Raw genomic sequence first — 20,906 nt, forward strand, 5'->3', positions numbered from 1 at the left:
TGACAGGGACCGCGGCGGCGGCGATCGGAGCCGGGGGAGGGCGTCTCCTTCAGGTCAGAAGACGGTCCCCGGGACCTTCACCACCGCACTGGCATCGCACAGCCGCCGCGGCCTCGTCGTCCTGCCCGTCCCGCGCGGTACCCCTCATCCGGGTGCGCGGTACGGGCAGGGGTCTGTGGGAGGCTCAGTCCTCGCGCAGGGCGCGGACGGCCTCCTCCACGCGCTTGCCGTAGTCGGCGTCGGCGGCGTGGAAGTGGGCGAGGTTCTTCTCGATCACGTCGTCGCGGGTGACCTGCGAGAGGCCTCCGGCGATATTGGCGACCAGACGGCCCTTCTCGTCCTCGGACATCAGCCGGTACAGCTCGCCCGCCTGGAAGAAGTCGTCGTCCTTGACGTGGGCGGCCGTCCCGTAGGTGCCCGTCCAGCCGTGGATGGCGAGCGGGGCGCCGAGCGCCGCGTCGGTCTGGGCCGGACCGGCGTACGAGTTGGGCTCGTAGTTCTTGTCGTGGCGCGAGCCGTACCGGGTGGCGTGCAGTCCGTCCCGGCCGTAGTTGTCGGCCTGGGTCGCCCTGGGGGCGTTGACCGGCAGCTGGGTGTGGTTGACGCCCAGGCGGTAGCGGTGCGCGTCGGCGTAGGCGAAGAGCCGGCCCTGGAGCATCTTGTCCGGGGACGGGCCGATGCCGGGCACGAAGTTGTTCGGCGAGAAGGCGGCCTGCTCGACCTCGGCGAAGACGTTGTCCGGGTTCCGGTCCAGCACCAGCCGGCCGACCCGCTGGAGCGGGTAGTCCGCGTGCGGCCACACCTTGGTGAGGTCGAACGGGTTGAACCGGTAGTCGGCGGCCTCGGCGGCCGGCATCACCTGGACGTAGAGCGTCCAGGACGGGTTGACACCCCGCTCGATGGCCTGGAGGAGGTCCGTCTGGTGCGAGTTGGCGTCCTTGCCCACCAGCTCGGCGGCCTGCTCGGCGGAGAGGGAGCGCACGCCCTGGTTGGTCTTGAAGTGGTACTTGACGAAGAAGGCCTCGCCCTCGGCGTTCGTCCACTGGTAGGTGTGCGAGCCGTAGCCGTTCATGTGGCGGTACGAGGCGGGGATGCCCCGGTCGCCCATCAGCCAGGTGACCTGGTGCGTCGCCTCGGGGGCGTGCGCCCAGAAGTCCCAGACGTTGTCCGGCTCCTGCTTGCCCGTGAAGGGGTCGCGCTTCTGCGAGTGGATGAAGTCGGGGAACTTGATCGGGTCCTTGATGAAGAACACCGGGGTGTTGTTCCCGACGAGGTCGTAATTGCCCTCTTCGGTATAGAACTTGAGGGCGAAGCCGCGCGGGTCGCGGACCGCGTCCGCGCCGCCGAGGGAGTCCGCCACGGTGGAGAAGCGGAGGAACGTCTCGGTGCGCTTGCCCACCGCGGAGAGGAAGTCGGCGCGGGTGAAGCCGGTGACGTCGTCGGTCACCTCGAAGTAGCCGTACGCGCCGGAGCCGCGGGCGTGGACCACGCGCTCCGGGATGCGCTCACGGTTGAAGCGGGCGAGCTTCTCCAGGAGGTGCTGGTCCTGGAGGAGGATCGGTCCACCGACACCGGCGGTGGCGGAGTTCTGGTTGTCGGCGACCGGGGCGCCTGACTCGGTCGTGAGCACACGCTTAGCCATGTGGCGGGATGACCTTTCGTACGAGCTGCTGACGGCTTGAGGAGCGTAGGTTCGCCGCGGAGAGGACGTCAACAGTTTGTTGAAAACGAAGTGTGTGGTTCCGGGCCGCGGCAGCGCCTGGGCGCGACAGGACAGGTGTCAGCGCCACCGCGGCCCGGAGATCAGGGGGCCCGCCGTGCGGGCCGGGGCGCCTCGCGGCACCCGGGGAGGGTCAGACCTGGGAGCCGGAGAGCCGCTCGACCGAGCGCAGCAGCGCCGAGTGGTCCAGCCCGCCGTCGCCCTGGGCGCGCAGCGAGGCGACCAGCTGGGCGACCACGGCGCCGACCGGCAGGGCCGCGCCGACGTTGCGGGCGGCGTCGGTCACGATGCCCATGTCCTTGTGGTGCAGGTCGATCCGGAAGCCTGGGGCGAAGTCCCGCTTCAGGAAGTTGTCCTTCTTGCGGGTCAGCACGGTCGAGCCGGCGAGCCCGCCGTTGAGGACGTCCAGCGCGGCGGTGAGGTCCACCCCGGACTTCTCCAGGAAGACCACGGCCTCGGCACAGGCCTGGATGTTCACCGCGACGATCAGCTGGTTGGCCGCCTTCACCGTCTGGCCGGAGCCGTGCGGGCCGCAGAGCACGATCGTCTTGCCGAGCGCCTCCAGGAGCGGCTTCGCGGCGTCGAAGTCCGCCTGCTCGCCGCCGACCATGATGGAGAGCACCGCCTCGACGGCCCCGGCCTCGCCGCCGGAGACCGGCGCGTCCAGGACCCGGATGCCCTTCTCGGCCGCCTTCTTCGCGAGGTCCACCGATGTCTGCGGGGTGATGGAGGACATGTCCACCAGCAGCGCCCCGCGCTTCGCGTTCTCCAGGATGCCGTCGGGGCCGTAGGCGATGGCCTCGACCTGCGGGGAGGCGGGCACCATCGTGATGACGACATCCGCGTCCGCGACCGCGTCCGCGATCGAGGAGGCGCCGGTGCCGCCGGCCGCGACCAGCCGGTCGATCTTGTCCTGCTCCAGGGTGTATCCGGTGACGGAGTAACCGGCCTTGATCAGGTTCTCCGACATGGGGGAGCCCATGATGCCGAGACCGATCCAGGCGACCTTGGGGAGGTTGTTGCTCATGAGGGTGCCTTCCTGAAAAACGTGTGTACGTAGGGGGCCGGGCTCACCCCGTGGTGGAATCGGCCGGTCAGCGGGCCGCTCGGGCGGAGGCCGGGAGCCAGTCGAAGGCCTCCGCGCTCGGCCGGTCGCCCGGCTTGTACTCCAGGCCGACCCAGCCCGCGTAACCGGCGTCCTTCAGCTCGTCGAGCAGCCGCTCCAGCGGGAGGGTGCCGGTGCCCGGCGCGCCGCGCCCCGGGTTGTCGGCGATCTGGACGTGGCCGGTCCTGGCGGCGTACGCCTTGATGACCTGGCTCAGGTCCTCGCCGTTCATCGACAGGTGGTAGAGGTCCAGCAGGAACTTGGCGTTCCCCAGACCCGTCGCCGCGTTGACCTTGTCGACGACCTCGATCGCGGCCGGTGCGCTGACCAGCGGATAGAGCGGCGACTCCGGCTTGTTCAGGGTCTCGACCAGGAGGATCGCGCCGACGCGGTCCGCCGCGCGGGCGGCCAGCACCAGGTTCTCCAGGGCGAGCGCGTCCTGCGTCTGCGGGTCCACGCCCTCGACGCGGTTGCCGTACAGCGCGTTGAGCGCCTTGCAGCCGACCGAGGCGGCGAAGTCGGCCGCCACCTCGATGTTCTCGCGGAAGCGGTCGGACTCCTCACCGGGCACGGAGAGCGCGCCGCGGTCGGGGCCGGGCAGCTGTCCGGCGTAGAAGTTCAGCCCCACCAGCTGGGTGCCGGCGTAGTCGAGCGCCTTCTTGAGGGCGTCGAGCTCCGCCCGGATGGGGGTGGGGGTCTCGATCCAGGGCCACCACAGCTCGACCGCCGTGAAGCCCGCCGCGGCGGCTGCCGCGGGACGCTCCAGGAGCGGGAGTTCCGTGAAGAGGATCGAAAGGTTCACATCGAAGCGCTGGTCCGGGTATCCCATGAGGATTTCGGCGCTCCTTCCGTATTGCGGAAGTTAGTTTCTGCTTAACGGAAGATTGCCTGGGGGGTGGCGGGGCTGTCAAGGGGGCACCGCAAAATTCGCCCCGGTCAGCGGCGTACGAGGGCGGTGGAGGGGGCGGATCCGGACACACGGAAGCGGGGCGGCGGCCGCCCTCGGCCCCCGCCCCGCCCGGCTCTCACGCCGTGGTCAGAGCTCCTAGCTGCCCGGCACCGTGTCCTCGAAGGTCTTCCCCGCACTGCGGTACGACCCGACCATCGCGTTCACCTGCGCCGGGGTGAGTACCTGGTCCTTCACGTGCAGGACGTAGTCCACCTGCTGGTCGTAGGCGCGGGGCGTGGTGCTCGGCTGCCCCTCCAGGTCGATCAGCCACTGGTTGAAGTTGATCGACATCGGCCGCTCGGGCAGGAAGGCCGCCCCGTGCGTCCCGAAGTGCTGACCGTCGACGTAGTACGTGATCTGGTTGTCGTCGATGGTCACCACCAGGTCGTGCCACCCCGCGTACGACCGCCGGTCCGAGGAGTGCTGGTTGACCGCCTCCCACGGATCGGGCCGGTAGGTGTCCCACGAGGTGGTGTAGAGGATGTTGGCGGGCTCGCCCCAGCCGCCGTTGGGCAGGTACTCGAAGTCGTACTCCGCGTAGTCCTTCGCCATCGGCGCCGTGAGGTCGTTGATCGTGAAGAACGTCTGCACGATCCGGTCGCCGTCCGGTCCCGAGCGCGGCGCGTCGCTGAACCTCACCCGGGACGCGTACGTCCCGTTCTTGAACTTCATCGACTTCGTCAGGATCTCGGTGTGCTTGGTCGAGGCCCCCGTCCCGGCCGTGGAGGTCTCCAGGTTCATCACCGAATTCCCGCTCTGCGAGGCGAAGGTGACGTTCTCCGGCGCCCAGGTCGCCCCCGGCACGCCCGGACCGCCGGAGTTGGACCGCACGGACCAGCCGTTGGCGCTGATCTTCGGGTCGGTGTGCGAGCTGTAGTTGAAGTCGTCGAAGAGCCGGGCCCCGTCTCCCGGCGGGTCGGTGGGCGGGTTCGTGGGCGGGTCGGTGGGGTTGTTGCCTCCGGGAGCCTGACCCCAGACGAGGGAGCCGTTCACCTGGGCCGTCACCTTCGACCAGTCGCCGTACGTCGTCCGCTCCGGGCCGAAGGAGTAGTCGTCGGACTGGATCAGCGAGGCCCAGGACGCCTGGTGGAAGCGGAGCTGCAGGTCCCCGGTGTCCGCCCCCGGCGCCAGCGAGCCCGCGCCCGGGGTGAAGCCGATCTCCAGGTAACGGTCGGCGGTGGCCGTCGGGTTGGCGAGCGTGCCGAACGTGCCGGTGATGTTCGCGCACCCCTTCACCGCCCAGGAGCAGGCGAACCGGTAGGCGGCGGACGCCGAGTCGGCCTTGAAGTAGTACCGCACCTTGACACTGCTCAGCGGTACGGAGGTGGAGCCGGCGTTGCGCACCTTCAGCCACGGCTCGCTCTGGTCGGCGCTCGCGCCCGACGCGCTCGTGCGGTACTGGACGACGATCCCGTCCGCCGCCGCGACCGCCGAGGACGGCAGGGCGGCCAGCCCGGTGGCGGCCAGGGCCACGGCGGCGGCGGAGGCGGCGGCGGTGCGCAGCCCGGACCTCTGGTGCTTCCTGCGTGATGTGTTCACGGGTTCAGTTCCTCTCCGGAACGGTGGTGGGGGAGTGGTGACGAGCGGGGTCGCGCTGTTCCTCAGGAGGGGGACGCGTACGCGGTCGTCGCGAGCGACCGTGCGTCCAGCGGGCGGTAGGGGACGCCCAGGGCGTCCAGCCGGGCGGTGTGGTGGCGCAGCCGCCCGACGAACCCCGGCCAGTCGCCGCGCCCGCCGGACCAGGAGCGGTCGGCCAGCGCGCAGAGCCGCGGGTAGCTGAGGTACTCGATCTCCTCGGGCGTGCGGACGTACTCCGTCCACAGCTGGGCCTGCGTCCCGAGGATCCGGTCCCGCTCCTCCGGCGACCACTCCGCGGGGGCGGGTTCGTAGTCGTGGACCGTGCGGAGAGTGACGGGATCGCCCGGCTGGGCCACGGGCTCGAAGGAGGCTTCGGACTGGACGTAGTCGAGGTAGGTCGTCCGGTGGTAGGCGGCGACCACCCGGTGCCCGCGCCGTGCGGCGGCCCGGGCGTGCGAGGCATCCCGCCAGGCCATCACCGTGAAGTCCAGCGGGAGTTCGGTTCCGGACACCGCCCAGCCGACCGGTGTCCGCCCGTGCTCCACGAGGAACGCGCCGATCCGGCCCATGAACCAGCCGTGCAGCGCCGCCGGGTCCGCCAGCCCCTCGGCCGCCGCCCGCTCCCGGGCGGCCGGGCTGCTCTCCCATTCGGAGGTCGGGCACTCCTCACCGCCGATGTGGATGTACGGGGACGGGAAGACGTCCATGACCTCCTCCAGCACCGCCCGGCAGAAGGCGAAGACCTCCTCGTGCACCCCGAGGATCGTCTCGCAGACGCCCCAGCGGTCCCACACCTCCAGCCGGCGCTCCGGATGGTTGCCCAGCTCCGGATAGGCCGCGAGTGCCGCCCGCACATGGCCGGGCATCTCGATCTCCGGCACGACGGTGATGCCGCGCTCCGCCGCGTACCGCACGAGCCCGCGCAACTCGGCCTTGGTGTAGGCCCCTTCGTGAGGTGTCGCGTCGAACCGCGTTCGGCCCGGGCCCTCGGGCCCCCGCTGCGACCGGGCCCGCCGGGCTCCGACCGTGGTCAGCCTGGGGTAGGCGTCGACCGGCATCCGCCAGCCCTGGTCGTCGGTCAGGTGGAGGTGCAGGACGTTCAGCTTGTGCAGCGCCAGCAGGTCCACGTACCGGAGCAGATAGTCCATCGGCCGGAAGTGCCGTGCCACGTCCAGCAGCGAACCGCGCCAGGGCAGCTCCGGTACGTCGGTGATCTCGACGCACGGCAGCTCCCAGGAGCCGGAACCCCGCGCCCCGCCCGACAGCGCCTCGGCGGGCAGGAGTTGGCGGACGGTCTGTACGCCCCGGAGCAGCCCCGTCGGGTGGGCGGCGCGCAGCAGGAGCGCCTGCGGGCCGACCGTCAGGCCGTACCCCTCCTCCCCGAGGCCGCCGAGCTGCTCGTCCAGCGCGAGCACGATCCGGCCCTCCGGCGACGGGGCCAGCGGCAGCCCGGCGGCCGGGCCGACCAGGGAGCGCAGCAGGTCGGCCGCCGGTTCGGCGCCCGGGAGAGCGCGGACGGCGGTGTCGCGGTCGAGGGTGAGCCGGCCGCCCAGGGCGGACATCCTGCTGGGCCGGGGAAGGAGGGCGAGGTCGGGGCGCGATGCGGGCACGGGGTCTCCGGGTTCGGTTCGCGGGCTTACGGGGGTGGGCGGTCCGGCCTCTCAGCCCTTGACGGCACCGGCGGCGAAGCCGGAGGTCACATGGCGCTGGAGCAGCAGGAAGATCACCAGGGCGGGCAGCGCGAAGAGCGTGGACGCGGCCATCGTGGCGCCCCAGTCGGTGCCGAAGGTGTTCTGGAAGGACGACAGCCAGACCGGCAGGGTCCGGTTGTCCTGCTGCTTGATGATCAGGAAGTTGGCGTAGGCGAACTCGTTCCACGCCGTGATGAAGCCGAACAGCGAGGTCGCCATCAGCCCCGGCGCCAGCAGCGGCATCGCCACCCGCCAGAACGCCCCGGTCCGGGTGCAGCCGTCGACCTGGGCGGCCTCCTCCAGCTCCGGCGGGATCGTCCCGATGAAGCCCCGCAGCACCACGAGGGTGAACGGCAGTGTGATCATGAAGTAGATCAGCGTCAGCGTCGGCAGCCGGTCCAGCATGTTCGTGTCCCGGGAGATGATGTAGACCGGGATGATCAGCGACTCCCAGGGCGCCATCTGCGCGATGAAGACCATCAGCATGAACTGCCGCCGGCCCTTCCACCGCATCCGCGCCACGGCGAACGCCGCGCCCAGCGCCACCAGCAGCGCGAGCAGGACCGCGCCCAGCGTGACGAGGATGCTGTTGCGCCAGAACAGCGCGAACCCGTCGGCGTCCACGGCCCGTTGGAAGTGGGTGAGGGTCCAGGTGTGCGGGAGGAGCTGCGGGTCGGCCGACTGGATGTCCTTGGACGGCTTGAACGCCGTGGAGATCATCCAGTACACGGGGAAGAGGCAGACGACGACGGTCACGGCGGCGGCGATGTTCAGCGGCTGGCGGCGCAGTCGGGGGCGTACGGTACGGGCGTTCACCGGGTCTCGTCCTCCTGGCGGAACATCTGGCGGAAGTAGAGGACGAGCACCCCGGACATCAGGACCACGGTGATCATCGAGGCGGCCGAACCCAGGTCGTACCGCTGGCTGGAGAGGGCCGTCTGCACCGCGTAGACCGGCAGGATCGTGGTGGCGTCGCCCGGCCCGCCCCGGGTCATCACCCAGATCTGGACGAAGGCCTTGAACGTCCAGATCACCTCCAGCGAGAAGACCAGCAGGAAGATCGGCCGGAGCATCGGGAAGGTCACCGAGCGGAAGATCCGCCCCGCCCCCGCCCCGTCCAGCCGCGCCGACTCGTACAGCTCCGGCGGCACGGTGGTCAGGGCGGAGTACAGGGTGATCGCGGCGAACGGCACCGACTGCCAGACGATCAGCGTCACCAGGATGGCGAAGGCGGCGCTCCCGTTGGCGAACCACGGGTAGCGGTCGAAGGAGTCGAGGCCGATCGAGGTCAGCGCCCAGTTGACGATGCCGAACTCCGAGTGGAACAGCCACTGGAACACCGTGGTCGCCGCCACCACCGGCATCGCCCAGGCCAGCACCAGCGAGCAGAGCACCACCGTCCGGCCCACCCGTCGCAGCCGCTCCACCATCAGGGCGACCAGCGTGGCGATCACCATGATCAGGACGACGTTGACGGCCATGAACAGGAAGGTGCGGCGGACCACCTCCCAGAACCGCGGGTCCGACAGCAGTGTCCGGTAGTTCCGCAACCCGACGAACTCCGCGTCACCGCTGATCAGCTGGCGCAGCCGGAAGTCCTGGAAGGAGATCAGGACGGCCCGCGCCAGCGGATAGACCAGCAGACAGAGCATGCCGCCGACGGCGGGGGCGATCAGCGCGTACGGCCAGAGGCCGTGTGCCCGGCCCGTCGGCCCGGTGCGTGGGGCGGGGGGCGGGACCGGCCGCCGCCGGGGGGTGCGGGGTACGGGGGTCCGTTCGGCGACGACCGGCACGGTACGCCTCCTTCCTGTGGCTGGTGATCGGGTGCGGGCCGGGTCAGGAACCGGCGTTCATGGCCCGGCTGATGTCCTGCGAGGCCTTCGCCGCCTCCTTGGCCGGGTCGCGCCCGGTGAGCACGGCGGTCATGTAGTCCTTGATCGGGTTCTCCGCCTCGACCGCCGCCCACCCCGGGGTGTTGGGCGTGGCGTGGCCGTTGGCGGCGCCGACCGCCATCGCCGCCGCCCCCGGGTCACCGGCCACGGCGGAGGCGAGCGAGGTGCGGTTCGGTACGTAGCTCATGGCGACGGCGAGCTTCTTCTGCCAGGCGTTGCCGGTCAGCTCCTTGATGAAGGTGACCGCCTCCTCGGGGTGGGCGGCGGCGGCCGGTACGACGAGGTCCGAGCCGCCGGTGAAGACCGCACCGGGGGTGTCGGCTGTCTTGCCCGGGATGGGGAAGAAGGCGAGCTTGCCCTTGAGTCCGGGGTTCTTCTCCACGATGACGTTGGCCCCGCCGGGGGTGGAGATGATCTGGGCCACCTGCCCCTGCGCCATCACCTCGGCCTGCGGCGGGTCGTCCTCGTCGGAGTCCTTGGGCCCCTTGCCGAGCGCCTGGAGCTCCTCGTAGAACGCCATACCGCGCAGGGCCTCGGGGGTGTCCAGCGCGCCGGACCACTTCTCCCCGGACTCGGTGGCGAGGTCGCCGCCCTCGTCCCAGATGAAGCCGGCCAGCGCGTACCACATCTGGCCGGGCAGGTAGATGCCCTGTGTACCGCCGGTGTTGAGCTTGGTCGTGGCGTCGATCCACTGCTCGCGGGTCTTGATCGCCTTCGCGTCGACGCCCGCCTTCTCGAAGAGGTCGGTGCGGTGGATGACCACCCGGTTGGCCGCGTAGTACGGGATGCCGTACTGCTTCCCCTCGTACGCCCCCGGCTCGGCCAGGCCGCTCAGCCAGTCCGCGCCGTTCAGCTCGTCCTTGCGGTCGCTGAGGTCGAGAAGCCCGCCGCTCTCGGCGTACTGCGCCACCTGGGTGTTGCCCGCCTCGATGATGTCCGGGGCGTCGTTGCTGGCCAGGGCGGCGGTGATCTTCTGGCCGATGCCGTCCCACTCCTGGATCTGGATCTTCACATCGATCTCCGGGTGGCGCTTCGCGAAGTCGGCCGTGAACTCCTTCTGAAAGGTCTCCGACACGCTGTCGCGCATCAGCCAGACGTCCACCCTCGTCCGCCCGTCCCCGCTCGCGGAGCCGGACGGCGAACTACAGGAACTGAGCGCGGCGGCCAGAACGAGCACGGACCCACCGGCAAGCAAGCGGTACTTCACGGTTCACCTCGGAAAGCAGAACTGAGCCCGACCTGAGTCCGACCTGACCACCTGACCAGTGATGTCCACTGGACAGCTCACCTCTCGATGGGGGTTGAAGGTGGCATAGACCAATGAGGTCGTCAACCCCCTGCGTACAAAGGCGATTTGGTGATCGGTGCGTAACATGCTCGCCCTTGCTGACCGCAGTAGGCGCTACACTTCGCCTGACCAGCAGGCCAGTTGGTCCGGCAGTCCGGTCAACTGGTAAGGAAGGTGAATCCGTCGGGAGGGGAGCGCATGGACGCGGATGTGCCGGGGACGGTGCTCAAACGGGAGCGGACGCGCGATGCGGTCCTGGAGCTGATCGAGTCGCGCAGCCCCGGCGACGCGATTCCCTCGGAGCGGGCCCTGTGCTCCCTGCTGGGTGTGTCGCGGCCCACCGTGCGCGCGGCGGTCGACGAGCTGGTCGCCGCCGGGCTCCTGGTGCGCGAGCACGGCCGGGGGATGTTCGTCGCCCCCGCCAAGATCACCCAGGAGCTGGTGGCGGGGGACCGGTCGCTGGCCGTGCCGCAGGCGGCGGGCGCCTGGTCGAGCCGGCTGCTGGAGTTCACCACCCTCCAGGCGGGGGCCCGGGTCGGCCGCAAGCTGCGGATGTCACCCGCCGCCGAGATCGTCTACGTGGCCCGGCTGCGGCTGGTCGACGGGGCGCCGATGGCCATCGAGCACCTGCACATCCGGGCCGAGCTGGTGCCCGGCCTCAGCGCGCAGGAGCTGGAGAGCGGGGATCTCTACGAGCACCTGCGCACCACCCATGACGTGCACGTCCACGAGGCGGTCCAGGCGATCGAACCCACCGTCGTCACCCGCGCCGAGGCGAAGCTGCTCGATGTCCCCGAGCTCTCCCCGGCCCTGCTCTTCGAGCGGCTGACCTCCGACACGACCGGCCGCCCGGTGGAGTACGTCCACTCGCTCTACCGGGGCGACCGCTACCGGATCGTCTCCCGCCTCGCCCTCGGCCCGGCCGCCGAGGTCGCCCCGGACCGGGAGGGCCACCACCCCGGCATCCCGCCCGGCGACTTCGCCCACGGCGACACGATCACCTCCTCCACCAGGGGGGACATCCAGACGGGGGCCTGAGCCGCACCCCCGGACAGCGTTGCGCAGAGTGCAACTCCGGTTGCGCCTCTTGCCGTTGGCGGCTCGGCGGGCCAAGGTGGCGGCACATCCGAAGCGACCGATCCCCCCACGAGGTGCCTCGCATGAACGCCGTACCCAGCCCTGCCTCCGGGCGCCCGAGCGTCGGCCGCCGAAGCCTCCTCGGCGGCCTGCTGGCGGGAACCGCCGCCCTGGTGGCCGCCCCCGCCCTCTCCGCATCGGCCCACGCCGCCGCCCGGCCTGCCCCCACCGCCACCCGCCGCCTCCTGCTCGGCACCTACACCTCCGCCGAGGGCGGCGGCACCGGCATCGGCACCGCCACGTACGACACCGCCACCGGAGCGATGACCCCAGGGGCCGTGATCACCGGCGTCGAGAACCCCTCCTACCTGGCCCTCCACCCTTCCGGCTCCACCGTCTACGCCGTCGCCGAGCAGGACGCGGGCGCGGTCACCGCCGTGGCGCTCGCGCCGGACGGGACGTACGACGTGCTCGGCACCCGCCCCACCGGCGGCTCCGGCCCCACCCACCTCTCCGTCCACCCGTCCGGGGACTGGCTCCTCAGCGCGAACTACACCTCCGGCAGCGTGGCCGTGCACCCCATCGCGGCGGACGGCTCGCTCGGCGAGCGCACCGACCTGGTCACGCACAGCTCCCCGCCGCCCGGTCCCGGCCAGAGCGGGCCGCACGCCCACCAGGTCGTCACCTCGCCCGACGGCGGCCACGTCCTCGCCGTCGACCTCGGCACCGACACGGTGTACACGTACCGACTCGACACCTCCGCCGGAACGCTCACCGAGGTCTCCCGCGCCGCCCTGGCCCCCGGCTCCGGCCCGCGCCACCTCACCTTCCACCCCGGCGGGCGCTCCGCCTATCTGGCCTGCGAGCTGGACAACACCACGGTCGTCTGCGCGTACGACCCCGGGAGCGGAACCCTCACGCCCGGCCCCGGCCGGTCCACCGGGTCGGAGACCGGCTACCCGGCCCAGCTGGTCGTCACCGGCGACGGCTCGTACGCGTACCTCGCCAACCGGGGCCCCGACTGCCTCACCCGTTACGCGGTGGAGGACGGCGGAGCGGCCCTGCGACTGCTGGACACCGTGCCCGTCGGCGGGGACTGGCCGCGCCAGCTCGCCCTCTCCCCGGACAGCTCCCTGCTCTTCGCCGCCAACCAGCGCTCCGCCACCGTCACCGCCTTCCGGGTGGGCGACGACGGCTCCCTGGCCCCGGCGGGCGACGCGCTCCCGGCGCCGGTCGCGGTCTGCGTCCTGCCGCTGCCGTGACGCCCGGGGCGGGCCCGTTCCAGCGGTTACAGTCGTGCCCCGGCCGCGCGCCCGCACCCGCGGCGAGGACATCAGGGAGGCACAGTGCGCTTGAGGGTGGAATTCACCACCGAGCCCTTCGATCTCGACGAGGCGCCCGCCCACGCGGTGGTGGCCCGCGAGGTCATCCAGAGCGCCGAACTCGACGCCGTGGACGTCGGCCCGTTCGGCAACACGGCGGAAGGGGGCGCGGACCAGGTGCTCACCGCCGTGGACTCCCTGCTGCGCCGGGCCCTGGCCTCGGGTGCCACCCGGGTCTCGCTCCAGGTCAATGTGATCGGGGAGGAGGTACGGTGACCGAATCCGCCGATCACTCTCCGGTCACCGTCGACCACCCCTTCGTATCGGCCGTCAAACCGCTCGTCGACGCGATGGGCGCCGAGCTGCTCGGCCCCGAGCAGGCCCAGCCCGACGACGTCGTGCTCGCCTGGGAGGGCCGGGACGTCATAGCCGTACGGCTGCCCCAGCTCTCCGACTCGCTGGACCACATCCTCGCCGCGCTGGAGAGACGGCACGGGATGCCGCTCGCCGACCTGGACCGGAAGACCAAGCAGTCCGTCGTCCGGACCCTGGAGGCACGCGGTGCCTTCTCCGTACGGCACGGGGTGGAGACCGTGGCCGGCGCCCTGGGCGTCTCCCGGTTCACCGTTTACAACTACCTGAACCGGGAACATTCGGCCAAGGGTGAGTAGTTGGCCGAACACGCAGGAAAGCCGCCGTCCGTATGCCGGGACGGCGGCTTTCTTCGTTCGCGAGATTTCAACAAAGTGTTGACGTCGTGTTGCGGAGGGCGTTAGCTATCCGCAGCCCGAACAACGCACAGCGAAAAACAGCCACGGAGGCTCCCGTGACTTCGAGCTTCACACCGGGCCTCACCCGGTTCAACACCCTGGCGGACGGCGAGGCCGCCCCCGCACTGCACGAGGTCTGTGCCAGTGCGGCCTGGGGCGAGACCGTCCTCGCCGGTCGTCCGTACGCCACCGAGGAAGCCCTGCTCGCCGCGAGCGACGCCGCCATGGCGGAGCTGACCGCGGCGGACCTGGCCGACGCGATGGCGGGACACCCGCCGATCGGACGCCCGAAGCCCGGTGACCCGACCTCCGCCCGCGAGCAGCGGGGGATGGCCGGTGCCTCCGAGGAGCTCAAGACCGAGATGCTCGAACTGAACCTGGCCTACCAGGAGCGGTTCGGACATGTCTTCCTGATCTGCGCCACCGGGGCCACCGGTGAGCAGATGCGCGACGCGGTGAAGTCCCGCATCGGGAACTCGCCCGAGCAGGAGCGGGAGATCGTGCGCACCGAACTGGGCAAGATCAACCGCATCCGGCTGACCCGTCTCGTACGGGAGACCCTCGCAGAGGAAGCTCCCGTACAGGACTCTTGAGAGCAAGGAGAGTGACGGTCTTGAGTACCGACACGACCGCATCGGTGTCCACGCACATCCTGGACACCAGCATCGGCCGCCCCGCCGCGTCCGTCACCGTCTCGCTCGCCGCCCGCAGCGGCGGCGACGCGCCGTACGTGACGCTCGGGGCCTCCGCGACCGATGCGGACGGGCGCTGCAAGGACCTGCCGGCGCTGCCGGAAGGAACAAGCCATGTGCGTCTCGCCTTCGACACCGAGACGTACTTTTCCAAGAAGCAAGCCGAGGCGCAGCAGGACGCCCCCCGCGTAAGGGACAGCGGCGCGTTCTTCCCGGAAGTGACGATCGCCTTCGCGGTCGTGCCGGGCGAGCACTACCACGTACCGCTGCTGCTCAACCCGTTCGGCTACTCCGTTTACCGAGGGAGCTAGCACCGACATGCCCACGATTCTCGGCCAGAACCAGTACGGCAAAGCAGAGAACCGCGTCGTAAAGATCACGCGGGACGGCGACACCCACCACATCAAGGACCTCAACGTCTCGGTCGCCCTCTCCGGCGACATGGACGACGTCCACTACTCCGGCTCCAACGCCAACGTCCTGCCGACCGACACCACCAAGAACACGGTGTTCGCGTTCGCCAAGGAGCACGGGATCGAGTCCGCCGAGCAGTTCGGCATCCACCTCGCCCGCCACTTCGTCTCCTCGCAGGAGCCGATCCACCGGGCCCGGATCCGGATCGAGGAGTACGCCTGGGAGCGCATCGCGACCTCCGACGGCAACTCCAGGTTCATCGGCGCCGACGAGGTCAAGCACTCCTTCGCCCGCAAGGGCATGGAGACCCGGGTCACCCAGATCACCTACGACGGTGAGAACTGGGAGGTCATCTCGGGCCTCAAGGACCTCACCGTGATGAACTCGACCAACTCCGAGTTCTGGGGCTACGTCAAGGACAGGTACACGACGCTGAAGGAGGCGTACGACCGCATCCTGGCGACCGACGTCTCCGCCCGCTGGCGGTACAACTGGACCAGCGACGAGCAGCGCATGCCGAACTGGGAGAAGTCCTACGAGCAGGCGCGCAAGCACATGCTCCAGGCCTTCGCCGAGACGTACTCCCTCTCGCTCCAGCAGACCCTGTACCAGATGGGTTCGCGCATCATCAACAGCCGCAGCGAGATCGACGAGATCCGCTTCTCGCTGCCGAACAACCACCACTTCCTGGTGGACCTCGAACCGTTCGGCCTCAAGAACGACAACGAGGTCTACTTCGCCGCGGACCGTCCCTACGGTCTGATCGAGGCCACCGTGCTCCGGGACGGCGTCGAGCCGAAGATCCCGGTCGACATGACCAACCTCTGACGCGGAACTGAACCGGCCCCCGTCCGCCCACCGTCGGGCGGGGGCCGGTCATCCCGGAGGAAACACCCATGGCACAGCCTGCAACGGGGCCGGCCGAGGCCCCGAAACCCGTCACCACCACGGCAGTTCACCCGGTCGACGAGAAGCTCCCCGCCGCGCGGCTCGTCCCCGCGGCCCTCCAGCACATCGCCGCCATGTACGCGGGCGTCGTCACCCCTCCGCTGATCATCGGCCAGGCCGTCGGCCTGGACACCGCCGGGATGACCCGGCTCATCGCCGCGAGTCTCCTGATCGCCGGACTCGCCACCCTCCTCCAGACCATCGGCATCGGCGCGTTCGCCGGAAACCGGCTCCCCTTCGTCAACGCCGCCTCCTCCGCCGGCATCGCCCCGATGCTCGCCATCGCCGAGACCAGCGCGCCCGGCCACCAACTCCCCGCGATCTACGGGGCGGTGCTCGTCGCCGGAGCCTTCTGCCTGACCGTCGGACCGTTCTTCGGCCGGCTGCTGCGCTTCTTCCCACCGCTGGTCACCGGGGTGGTCATCACCCTCATCGGCGTCACCCTCATGCCCGTGCCGGTCGCCTGGGCGCAGGGCGGCGACGCCACCGCCGCCGACTTCGGCGCCATGAAGTACCTGGCACTGGCCGCCTTCACGCTCGTCGTCATCCTGCTCATCCAGCGGTTCGGCCGCGGTTTCCTCAAGCAGGTCGCCCTGCTGGTGGGGATGTTCGTCGGCACGCTGGCAGCGATCCCGTTCGGACTCGCGGACTTCTCCGCGCTGAAGTCCGCGCCCCTCGCCGCCCTGCCGACCCCCTTCGCCTTCGGCGCACCGGAGTTCCACCCGGCCGCGATCCTCTCCCTCTGCATCGTCATGCTCGTCCTGATGACCGAGTCCTCGGCCGGGATGCTGGCCCTGGGCGAGATCTGCGACCGCCGCACCGACGGCCGTACGATCACCCGCGGGCTCCGTACGGACGGCATCGCCACGCTCGTCGGCCCGGTCTTCGGGGGCTTCCCCACCAGCGCCTTCGCCCAGAACGTCGGCGTCGTCTCGCTGACCCGGGTGCGCAGCCGGTACGTCGTCGCGGCGGCGGGCGGCGCCCTGCTGATCCTGGGCGCCTTCCCGGTGCTCGGTGCGGTCGTCTCGCTCGTGCCCATGCCCGTCCTCGGCGGCGCCGGGATCGTCCTCTTCGGCTCCATCGCGGTGAGCGGCATCCGTACGCTCTCCGAGGCCGGGCTCGACGACAGCTCCAACATCATCCTGGTCGCCGTCGCACTCGGCGCGGGCATCATCCCGCTCGCCGCGCCCACCTTCTACGCCGGATTCCCGGCCTGGGCGCAGACCGTCCTCGGCTCCGGAATCAGCGCGGGAGCACTGGTCGCGGTCGTGCTCAACCTGTTCTTCCACCATCTCGGCACCCACAGCCGCCCCGCTGTGGCACTCAAATCCTCCTAGGGTCCTGCCGTGCCCACATCGCCACAGAGAGAAGAAGGAAGCGCCATGGCAGCTTCGGCAGACCCTCAGCGCACCGTCATCGAGAACTGTTCGATCGCCACGGTCGACGCCCAGGACACGGAGTACGCGTCCGGGTACATCGTCGTGGCGGACAACCGCATCGAGTCCGTCGGCGCGGGCAAGGCCCCGGAGGGCCTCACCGGTGTCGTGCGGCGCATCGACGCCACCGGGCACCTCGCCACGCCGGGCCTGGTCAACACCCACCACCACTTCTACCAGTGGATCACCCGGGGCCTGGCCACCGACCACAACCTCTTCAACTGGCTGGTCGCCCTCTACCCGACCTGGGCGCGCATCGACGAGCCGATGGCCCGCGCCGCCGCGCAGGGCTCGCTCGCCATGATGGCCCGCGGCGGTGTCACCACCGCCATGGACCACCACTACGTCTTCCCCAAGGACTCCGGCGACCTCTCCGGGGCCATCATCGGGGCCGCCCGCGAGATGGGCGTACGGTTCACCCTCGCCCGGGGCTCCATGGACCGCAGCGAGAAGGACGGCGGCCTGCCCCCGGACTTCGCCGTCGAGACCCTCGAAGGCGCGCTCGCCGCCACCGAGGCCACCATCGACGCCCACCACGACGCCTCCTTCGACGCCATGACCCAGGTCGCCGTCGCCCCCTGCTCGCCGTTCTCGGTCTCCACCGAACTGATGCGCCAGGGCGCCGAGCTGGCCCGGCGCAAGAACGTACGGCTGCACACCCACGGCTCGGAGACCGTCGAGGAGGAGCAGTTCTGCAAGGAGCTGTTCGGGATGGGCCCGACCGACTACTTCGAGTCCACCGGCTGGCTCGGCAGCGATGTGTGGATGGCCCACTGCGTCCACATGAACGACTCCGACATCGCCGCCTTCGCCCGCACCGGAACCGGCGTCGCCCACTGCCCCTCCTCCAACGCCCGCCTGGCGGCAGGCATCGCCCGGGTCCCCGACATGCTCGCCGCCGGTGTCCCGGTCGGCCTCGGCGTGGACGGCACCGCCTCCAACGAGTCCGGCGAACTCCACACCGAGCTGCGCAACGCCCTGCTCATCAACCGCCTCGGAGCCCACCGCGAGGCCGCCCTGAACGCCCGTCAGGCCCTGCGCCTCGGGACCTTCGGCGGGGCCCAGGTGCTGGGCCGCGCCGACCAGATCGGCTCCCTGGAGGCCGGCAAGCTCGCCGACCTCGTCCTGTGGAAGCTCGACACCCTGGCCCACTCCTCGATCGCCGACCCGGTGACCGCGCTCATCTTCGGCGCGGCCGCCCCGGTGACCCTCTCCCTCGTCGACGGCAAGACGGTCGTCGAGGGCAACCACCTCACCACGGTGGACGAGGACGCCATCGCCCGCACCACCCGCGACGAGGCCCGCCGCCTCGCGCAGATCGCCGCCGGGGCCTGACCCCGGAGGCATCCCGGCCGCCGGTCAGCCACTGACCCGGCGGAATCCCCGACCGGCCGGTCGAGGGGGACGGCCCGAGACCGGCCGCCGTGGGCCCGAGCGGGGTCCACGGCAGCCGGTCCGGCGGACGCGCACCCGATGGTGGGCGTCCGCCGGACCGGTGACGAACCCTGCCCGCACACCCACCGTGCGCGCCCCCCGCACCCCCCTCTGCACGACCTGCACCACCTGAGAGAGCCGCAAGCACCACCGCACCACTTCCGCATCACCTCCCTGACACCCGCGTCGCCGACGACGTGTAACCGACCGGAGGAACCGCCGTGGCCGCTAAGCCCAGGTTTCGCAAAGACGCAGACCCAGCCGCCCCCGGGACGACGGACGACACCGTCGCCGAGAGCGCGGCAGAGGACCGGAAACATCCGGTCGACGAGACCCTTCCCCCACTGAAGATGTTCACCAGCGGCCTGCAGCACGTGGCCGCCATGTACGCGGGCGTGGTGGCCCCGCCGCTCATCGTGGGGCCGGCCGTCGGCCTCACCGCCAAGGAGACCGCCTTCCTGATGGGGGCGAGCCTCTTCACCGCGGGTATCGCCACCCTGCTCCAGACCATCGGCTTCTGGAAGGTCGGCGCCCGGCTGCCCTTCGTCAACGGCGTCTCCTTCGCCGGTGTCGCCCCGATGATCGCGATAGGCAAGGACCGGGGACACGACGGGATAGCCGTGATCTTCGGCGCGATCATCGTCGCGAGCCTCCTCGGCTTCGTCCTCGCCCCGTACTTCTGCAAGCTGGTCCGCTTCTTCCCGCCGGTCGTCACCGGCACCGTGATCACCCTGATCGGCGCCTCGCTCCTGCCGGTCGCCTTCAACTGGTCCCAGGGCGGCAACGCGGCGGCGGACGACTACGGTTCGATGACCAACATCACCATGGCCGCCGTCACCCTGGTGATCGTGCTGGCCCTGCGCAAACTGCTGCGCGGCTTCCTCCAGCAGATCGCGATCCTGCTCGGCCTGGTGATCGGCACCCTGATCGCCATCCCGGCGGGCATCACCGACTTCAGCGCCATCAAGAACGCCGACGTGGTCGGCTTCCCCACCCCGTTCGCCTTCGGCGGCCCGCAGTTCGAGATCGCCGCGATCATCTCCATGTGCATCGTGATGCTCGTCTGCATGACCGAGTCCACCGCCGACATGCTCGCCCTCGGGAAGATCGTCGGCCGCCCGGCCGACGAGAAGATCATCGAGGGCGGGCTGCGCGCCGACACCCTGGGCAGCGCCATCAGCCCGGTCTTCAACGGGTTCATGTGCAGCGCCTTCGCCCAGAACGTCGGCCTGGTCGCCATGACGAAGATCCGCAGCCGCTTCGTCGTCGCGGCGGGCGGCGGCATCCTCATCGTGCTCGGCCTGGTCCCCGTGGCCGCCTCCGTCATCGCCCTCGTACCGCTGCCGGTGCTGGGCGGCGCGGGCATCGTCCTCTTCGGCACGGTCGCCTCCAGCGGCATCCAGACCCTGGCCACCGCCGCCCTGGAGAAGGGCGAGAACGCGCTGATCGTGGCGGCGGCCCTCGGCATCGGCCTGATCCCGATCGCGGCGCCGCAGTTCTACCACGCCTTCCCGGAGAGCCTGCTGGTCGTCCTCGACTCCGGCATCTCGACCGGCTGTGTCGTGGCCATCGTGCTGAACCTCGCCTTCAACCACATCGGCCGCGGGCCGGACGCGGAGGACGAGGAGCGGCGGGACGGCGAACACGTGGTGCCGGCTGCCGCCGGGGTGGGCGTGCACTGATCCCCGCCGCTTCCGGCGTGCACCGACCCCGCTCCTTCTGCGGCCCGGTGGGACCCCGCACGGTCCCGCCGGGCCGGCGCGCGTTTCGGGGCGTACGGGGGCGGGGCCCGGATCCGGGCCGTGGCGCGGGCGGGCCGGGGGCCGTGGCGCGGGTGGCGGTCGGGCGGCTGTAGCGTCAGGGGTATGGAAGATCGGTCGGTTGTGGATGTCGGTGATGTGCGCCTCGCGTACCGGGCCTGGGGCGACGCGTTCGGCTCCCCCGTCGTGCTGCTGCACGGCCTCGGCGGGTCCGCCGGGGACTGGGAGGCGGCCGGCGCCCTGCTGGGCCAGGAGTGGCGGGTCTACGCCCTGGACCTGCGCGGCCACGGCGAGAGCGACTGGCCCGACGCGTACGACCTGGAACTGATGGCCGAGGACGTCGCGGGCTTCCTCGACGAACTGGAGCTGGACCGGGTGGGCCTCGTCGGCCACGGCATGGGAGGGGCCGTCGCCCGGCTGCTGGCCCAGGAGCACGCCGACCGGGTGGAGCGGCTGGTGCTGGTGGAGACCCCGGCGCCGTTCCCCGGTGACCCGGGACCGGCCGGGGCCCCCGAGGGCCCGGTGGACTACGACGAGCACGCGGTCCCCGCCGTACGGGACCAGCTCGCCGACCCGGGGCCGGAGGCGGCCGACGGCCTGGGCGAGATCGTCGCCCCGACGCTGATCATCACCGGCGGCCCGGAGAGCGCGATGGAGCAGCACCGCCAGGCCGACGTGGCGGCCCTGGTCCCGGACTGCCGGCTGATCACGGTCCCGGGCGGCCACCGCCCGCACGAGACCCGGGCCGACCAGGTGGCCGGCCACATCACGGAGTTCTTCACCAGCTGACGGGCCGCTCCACGGACGGGGCTCGGGGCGTTGTCAGTGGT

At 70.9% G+C, this 20,906-nt stretch carries 19 protein-coding genes; 11 read left to right on the plus strand and 8 right to left on the minus strand.

The genetic code is table 11. From position 1 onward, the window contains the following. Positions 1-184 precede the first annotated feature (184 nt). The 8 genes from ACQ9ZG_RS28040 to ACQ9ZG_RS28075 all read right to left on the minus strand — a co-directional run bounded on the left by ACQ9ZG_RS28040 (position 185) and on the right by ACQ9ZG_RS28075 (position 10,142). Entirely contained in the window at positions 185-1,642 is a 1,458-nt protein-coding gene (locus ACQ9ZG_RS28040) for a catalase (RefSeq protein ID WP_109916898.1), read from the minus strand. A gap of 211 nt (positions 1,643-1,853) precedes the next feature. Beyond that, complete coding sequence (locus ACQ9ZG_RS28045; protein ID WP_084991278.1) at positions 1,854-2,747, minus strand: 2-hydroxy-3-oxopropionate reductase; 894 nt, start codon at positions 2,745-2,747, stop codon at positions 1,854-1,856. Positions 2,748-2,814: 67 nt separating this feature from the next. Further along, positions 2,815-3,654 (minus strand): TIM barrel protein, encoded by an 840-nt coding sequence (locus tag ACQ9ZG_RS28050; RefSeq protein WP_109916897.1) that lies wholly within the window; start codon positions 3,652-3,654, stop codon positions 2,815-2,817. Between the two features lie 216 nt (positions 3,655-3,870). After that, on the minus strand, positions 3,871-5,313 hold the full coding sequence (locus ACQ9ZG_RS28055; RefSeq protein WP_499281345.1) for a cellulose binding domain-containing protein: 1,443 nt from the start codon (positions 5,311-5,313) through the stop codon (positions 3,871-3,873). Between the two features lie 62 nt (positions 5,314-5,375). Next, positions 5,376-6,962, minus strand: coding sequence for a beta-N-acetylhexosaminidase (locus tag ACQ9ZG_RS28060; RefSeq protein WP_499281346.1), 1,587 nt, complete (start codon positions 6,960-6,962; stop codon positions 5,376-5,378). A 51-nt stretch (positions 6,963-7,013) separates the two neighbouring features. Next, positions 7,014-7,859, minus strand: coding sequence for a carbohydrate ABC transporter permease (locus ACQ9ZG_RS28065; protein WP_109914556.1), 846 nt, complete (start codon positions 7,857-7,859; stop codon positions 7,014-7,016). Then, the gene (locus tag ACQ9ZG_RS28070; RefSeq protein WP_499281347.1) at positions 7,856-8,836 is read right to left on the minus strand and encodes a carbohydrate ABC transporter permease; all 981 of its coding nucleotides are present in this window, start codon (positions 8,834-8,836) and stop codon (positions 7,856-7,858) included. The genes ACQ9ZG_RS28065 and ACQ9ZG_RS28070 overlap by 4 nt, the downstream gene beginning before the upstream one ends. Positions 8,837-8,879: 43 nt before the next feature. Further along, on the minus strand, positions 8,880-10,142 hold the full coding sequence (locus ACQ9ZG_RS28075) for an extracellular solute-binding protein (RefSeq protein ID WP_109916231.1): 1,263 nt from the start codon (positions 10,140-10,142) through the stop codon (positions 8,880-8,882). A 279-nt stretch (positions 10,143-10,421) separates the two neighbouring features. Here ACQ9ZG_RS28075 and ACQ9ZG_RS28080 point away from each other — a divergent pair, with 279 nt between their 5' ends. The 11 genes from ACQ9ZG_RS28080 to ACQ9ZG_RS28130 all read left to right on the plus strand — a co-directional run bounded on the left by ACQ9ZG_RS28080 (position 10,422) and on the right by ACQ9ZG_RS28130 (position 20,865). Continuing rightward, on the plus strand, positions 10,422-11,261 hold the full coding sequence (locus ACQ9ZG_RS28080) for a GntR family transcriptional regulator (RefSeq protein ID WP_109916232.1): 840 nt from the start codon (positions 10,422-10,424) through the stop codon (positions 11,259-11,261). A 122-nt stretch (positions 11,262-11,383) separates the two neighbouring features. Further along, on the plus strand, positions 11,384-12,562 hold the full coding sequence (locus ACQ9ZG_RS28085) for a lactonase family protein (RefSeq protein WP_499281348.1): 1,179 nt from the start codon (positions 11,384-11,386) through the stop codon (positions 12,560-12,562). A 96-nt stretch (positions 12,563-12,658) separates the two neighbouring features. Further along, positions 12,659-12,898, plus strand: coding sequence for a YkoF family thiamine-binding protein (locus ACQ9ZG_RS28090; protein WP_070204543.1), 240 nt, complete (start codon positions 12,659-12,661; stop codon positions 12,896-12,898). Next, complete coding sequence (locus ACQ9ZG_RS28095) at positions 12,895-13,293, plus strand: helix-turn-helix domain-containing protein (RefSeq protein ID WP_028418223.1); 399 nt, start codon at positions 12,895-12,897, stop codon at positions 13,291-13,293. The genes ACQ9ZG_RS28090 and ACQ9ZG_RS28095 overlap by 4 nt, the downstream gene beginning before the upstream one ends. A 155-nt stretch (positions 13,294-13,448) precedes the next feature. Further along, the gene (gene uraD, locus ACQ9ZG_RS28100) at positions 13,449-13,985 is read left to right on the plus strand and encodes a 2-oxo-4-hydroxy-4-carboxy-5-ureidoimidazoline decarboxylase (protein ID WP_109915041.1); all 537 of its coding nucleotides are present in this window, start codon (positions 13,449-13,451) and stop codon (positions 13,983-13,985) included. Positions 13,986-14,005: 20 nt separating this feature from the next. Beyond that, complete coding sequence (gene uraH / locus ACQ9ZG_RS28105) at positions 14,006-14,395, plus strand: hydroxyisourate hydrolase (RefSeq protein WP_026238133.1); 390 nt, start codon at positions 14,006-14,008, stop codon at positions 14,393-14,395. A 7-nt stretch (positions 14,396-14,402) separates the two neighbouring features. Next, positions 14,403-15,326 (plus strand): factor-independent urate hydroxylase, encoded by a 924-nt coding sequence (pucL, locus tag ACQ9ZG_RS28110; RefSeq protein ID WP_109915040.1) that lies wholly within the window; start codon positions 14,403-14,405, stop codon positions 15,324-15,326. 68 nt (positions 15,327-15,394) lie between these two features. Further along, complete coding sequence (locus tag ACQ9ZG_RS28115; protein ID WP_109915039.1) at positions 15,395-16,783, plus strand: nucleobase:cation symporter-2 family protein; 1,389 nt, start codon at positions 15,395-15,397, stop codon at positions 16,781-16,783. 45 nt (positions 16,784-16,828) lie between these two features. Beyond that, on the plus strand, positions 16,829-18,217 hold the full coding sequence (locus tag ACQ9ZG_RS28120) for an 8-oxoguanine deaminase (RefSeq protein WP_109915038.1): 1,389 nt from the start codon (positions 16,829-16,831) through the stop codon (positions 18,215-18,217). Positions 18,218-18,537: 320 nt separating this feature from the next. Beyond that, positions 18,538-19,998, plus strand: a complete 1,461-nt coding sequence (locus ACQ9ZG_RS28125) for a nucleobase:cation symporter-2 family protein (protein ID WP_109915037.1) — start codon at positions 18,538-18,540, stop codon at positions 19,996-19,998. Between the two features lie 183 nt (positions 19,999-20,181). Next, positions 20,182-20,865 carry an alpha/beta fold hydrolase gene (locus tag ACQ9ZG_RS28130; RefSeq protein ID WP_109914507.1) on the plus strand — a complete coding sequence of 228 codons (684 nt, stop codon included), beginning with the start codon at positions 20,182-20,184 and terminating at the stop codon, positions 20,863-20,865. Positions 20,866-20,906: the final 41 nt, after the last annotated feature.

Source organism: Streptomyces araujoniae, assembly GCF_050871195.1.
In the GTDB taxonomy this organism is placed as follows: domain Bacteria; phylum Actinomycetota; class Actinomycetes; order Streptomycetales; family Streptomycetaceae; genus Streptomyces; species Streptomyces bacillaris.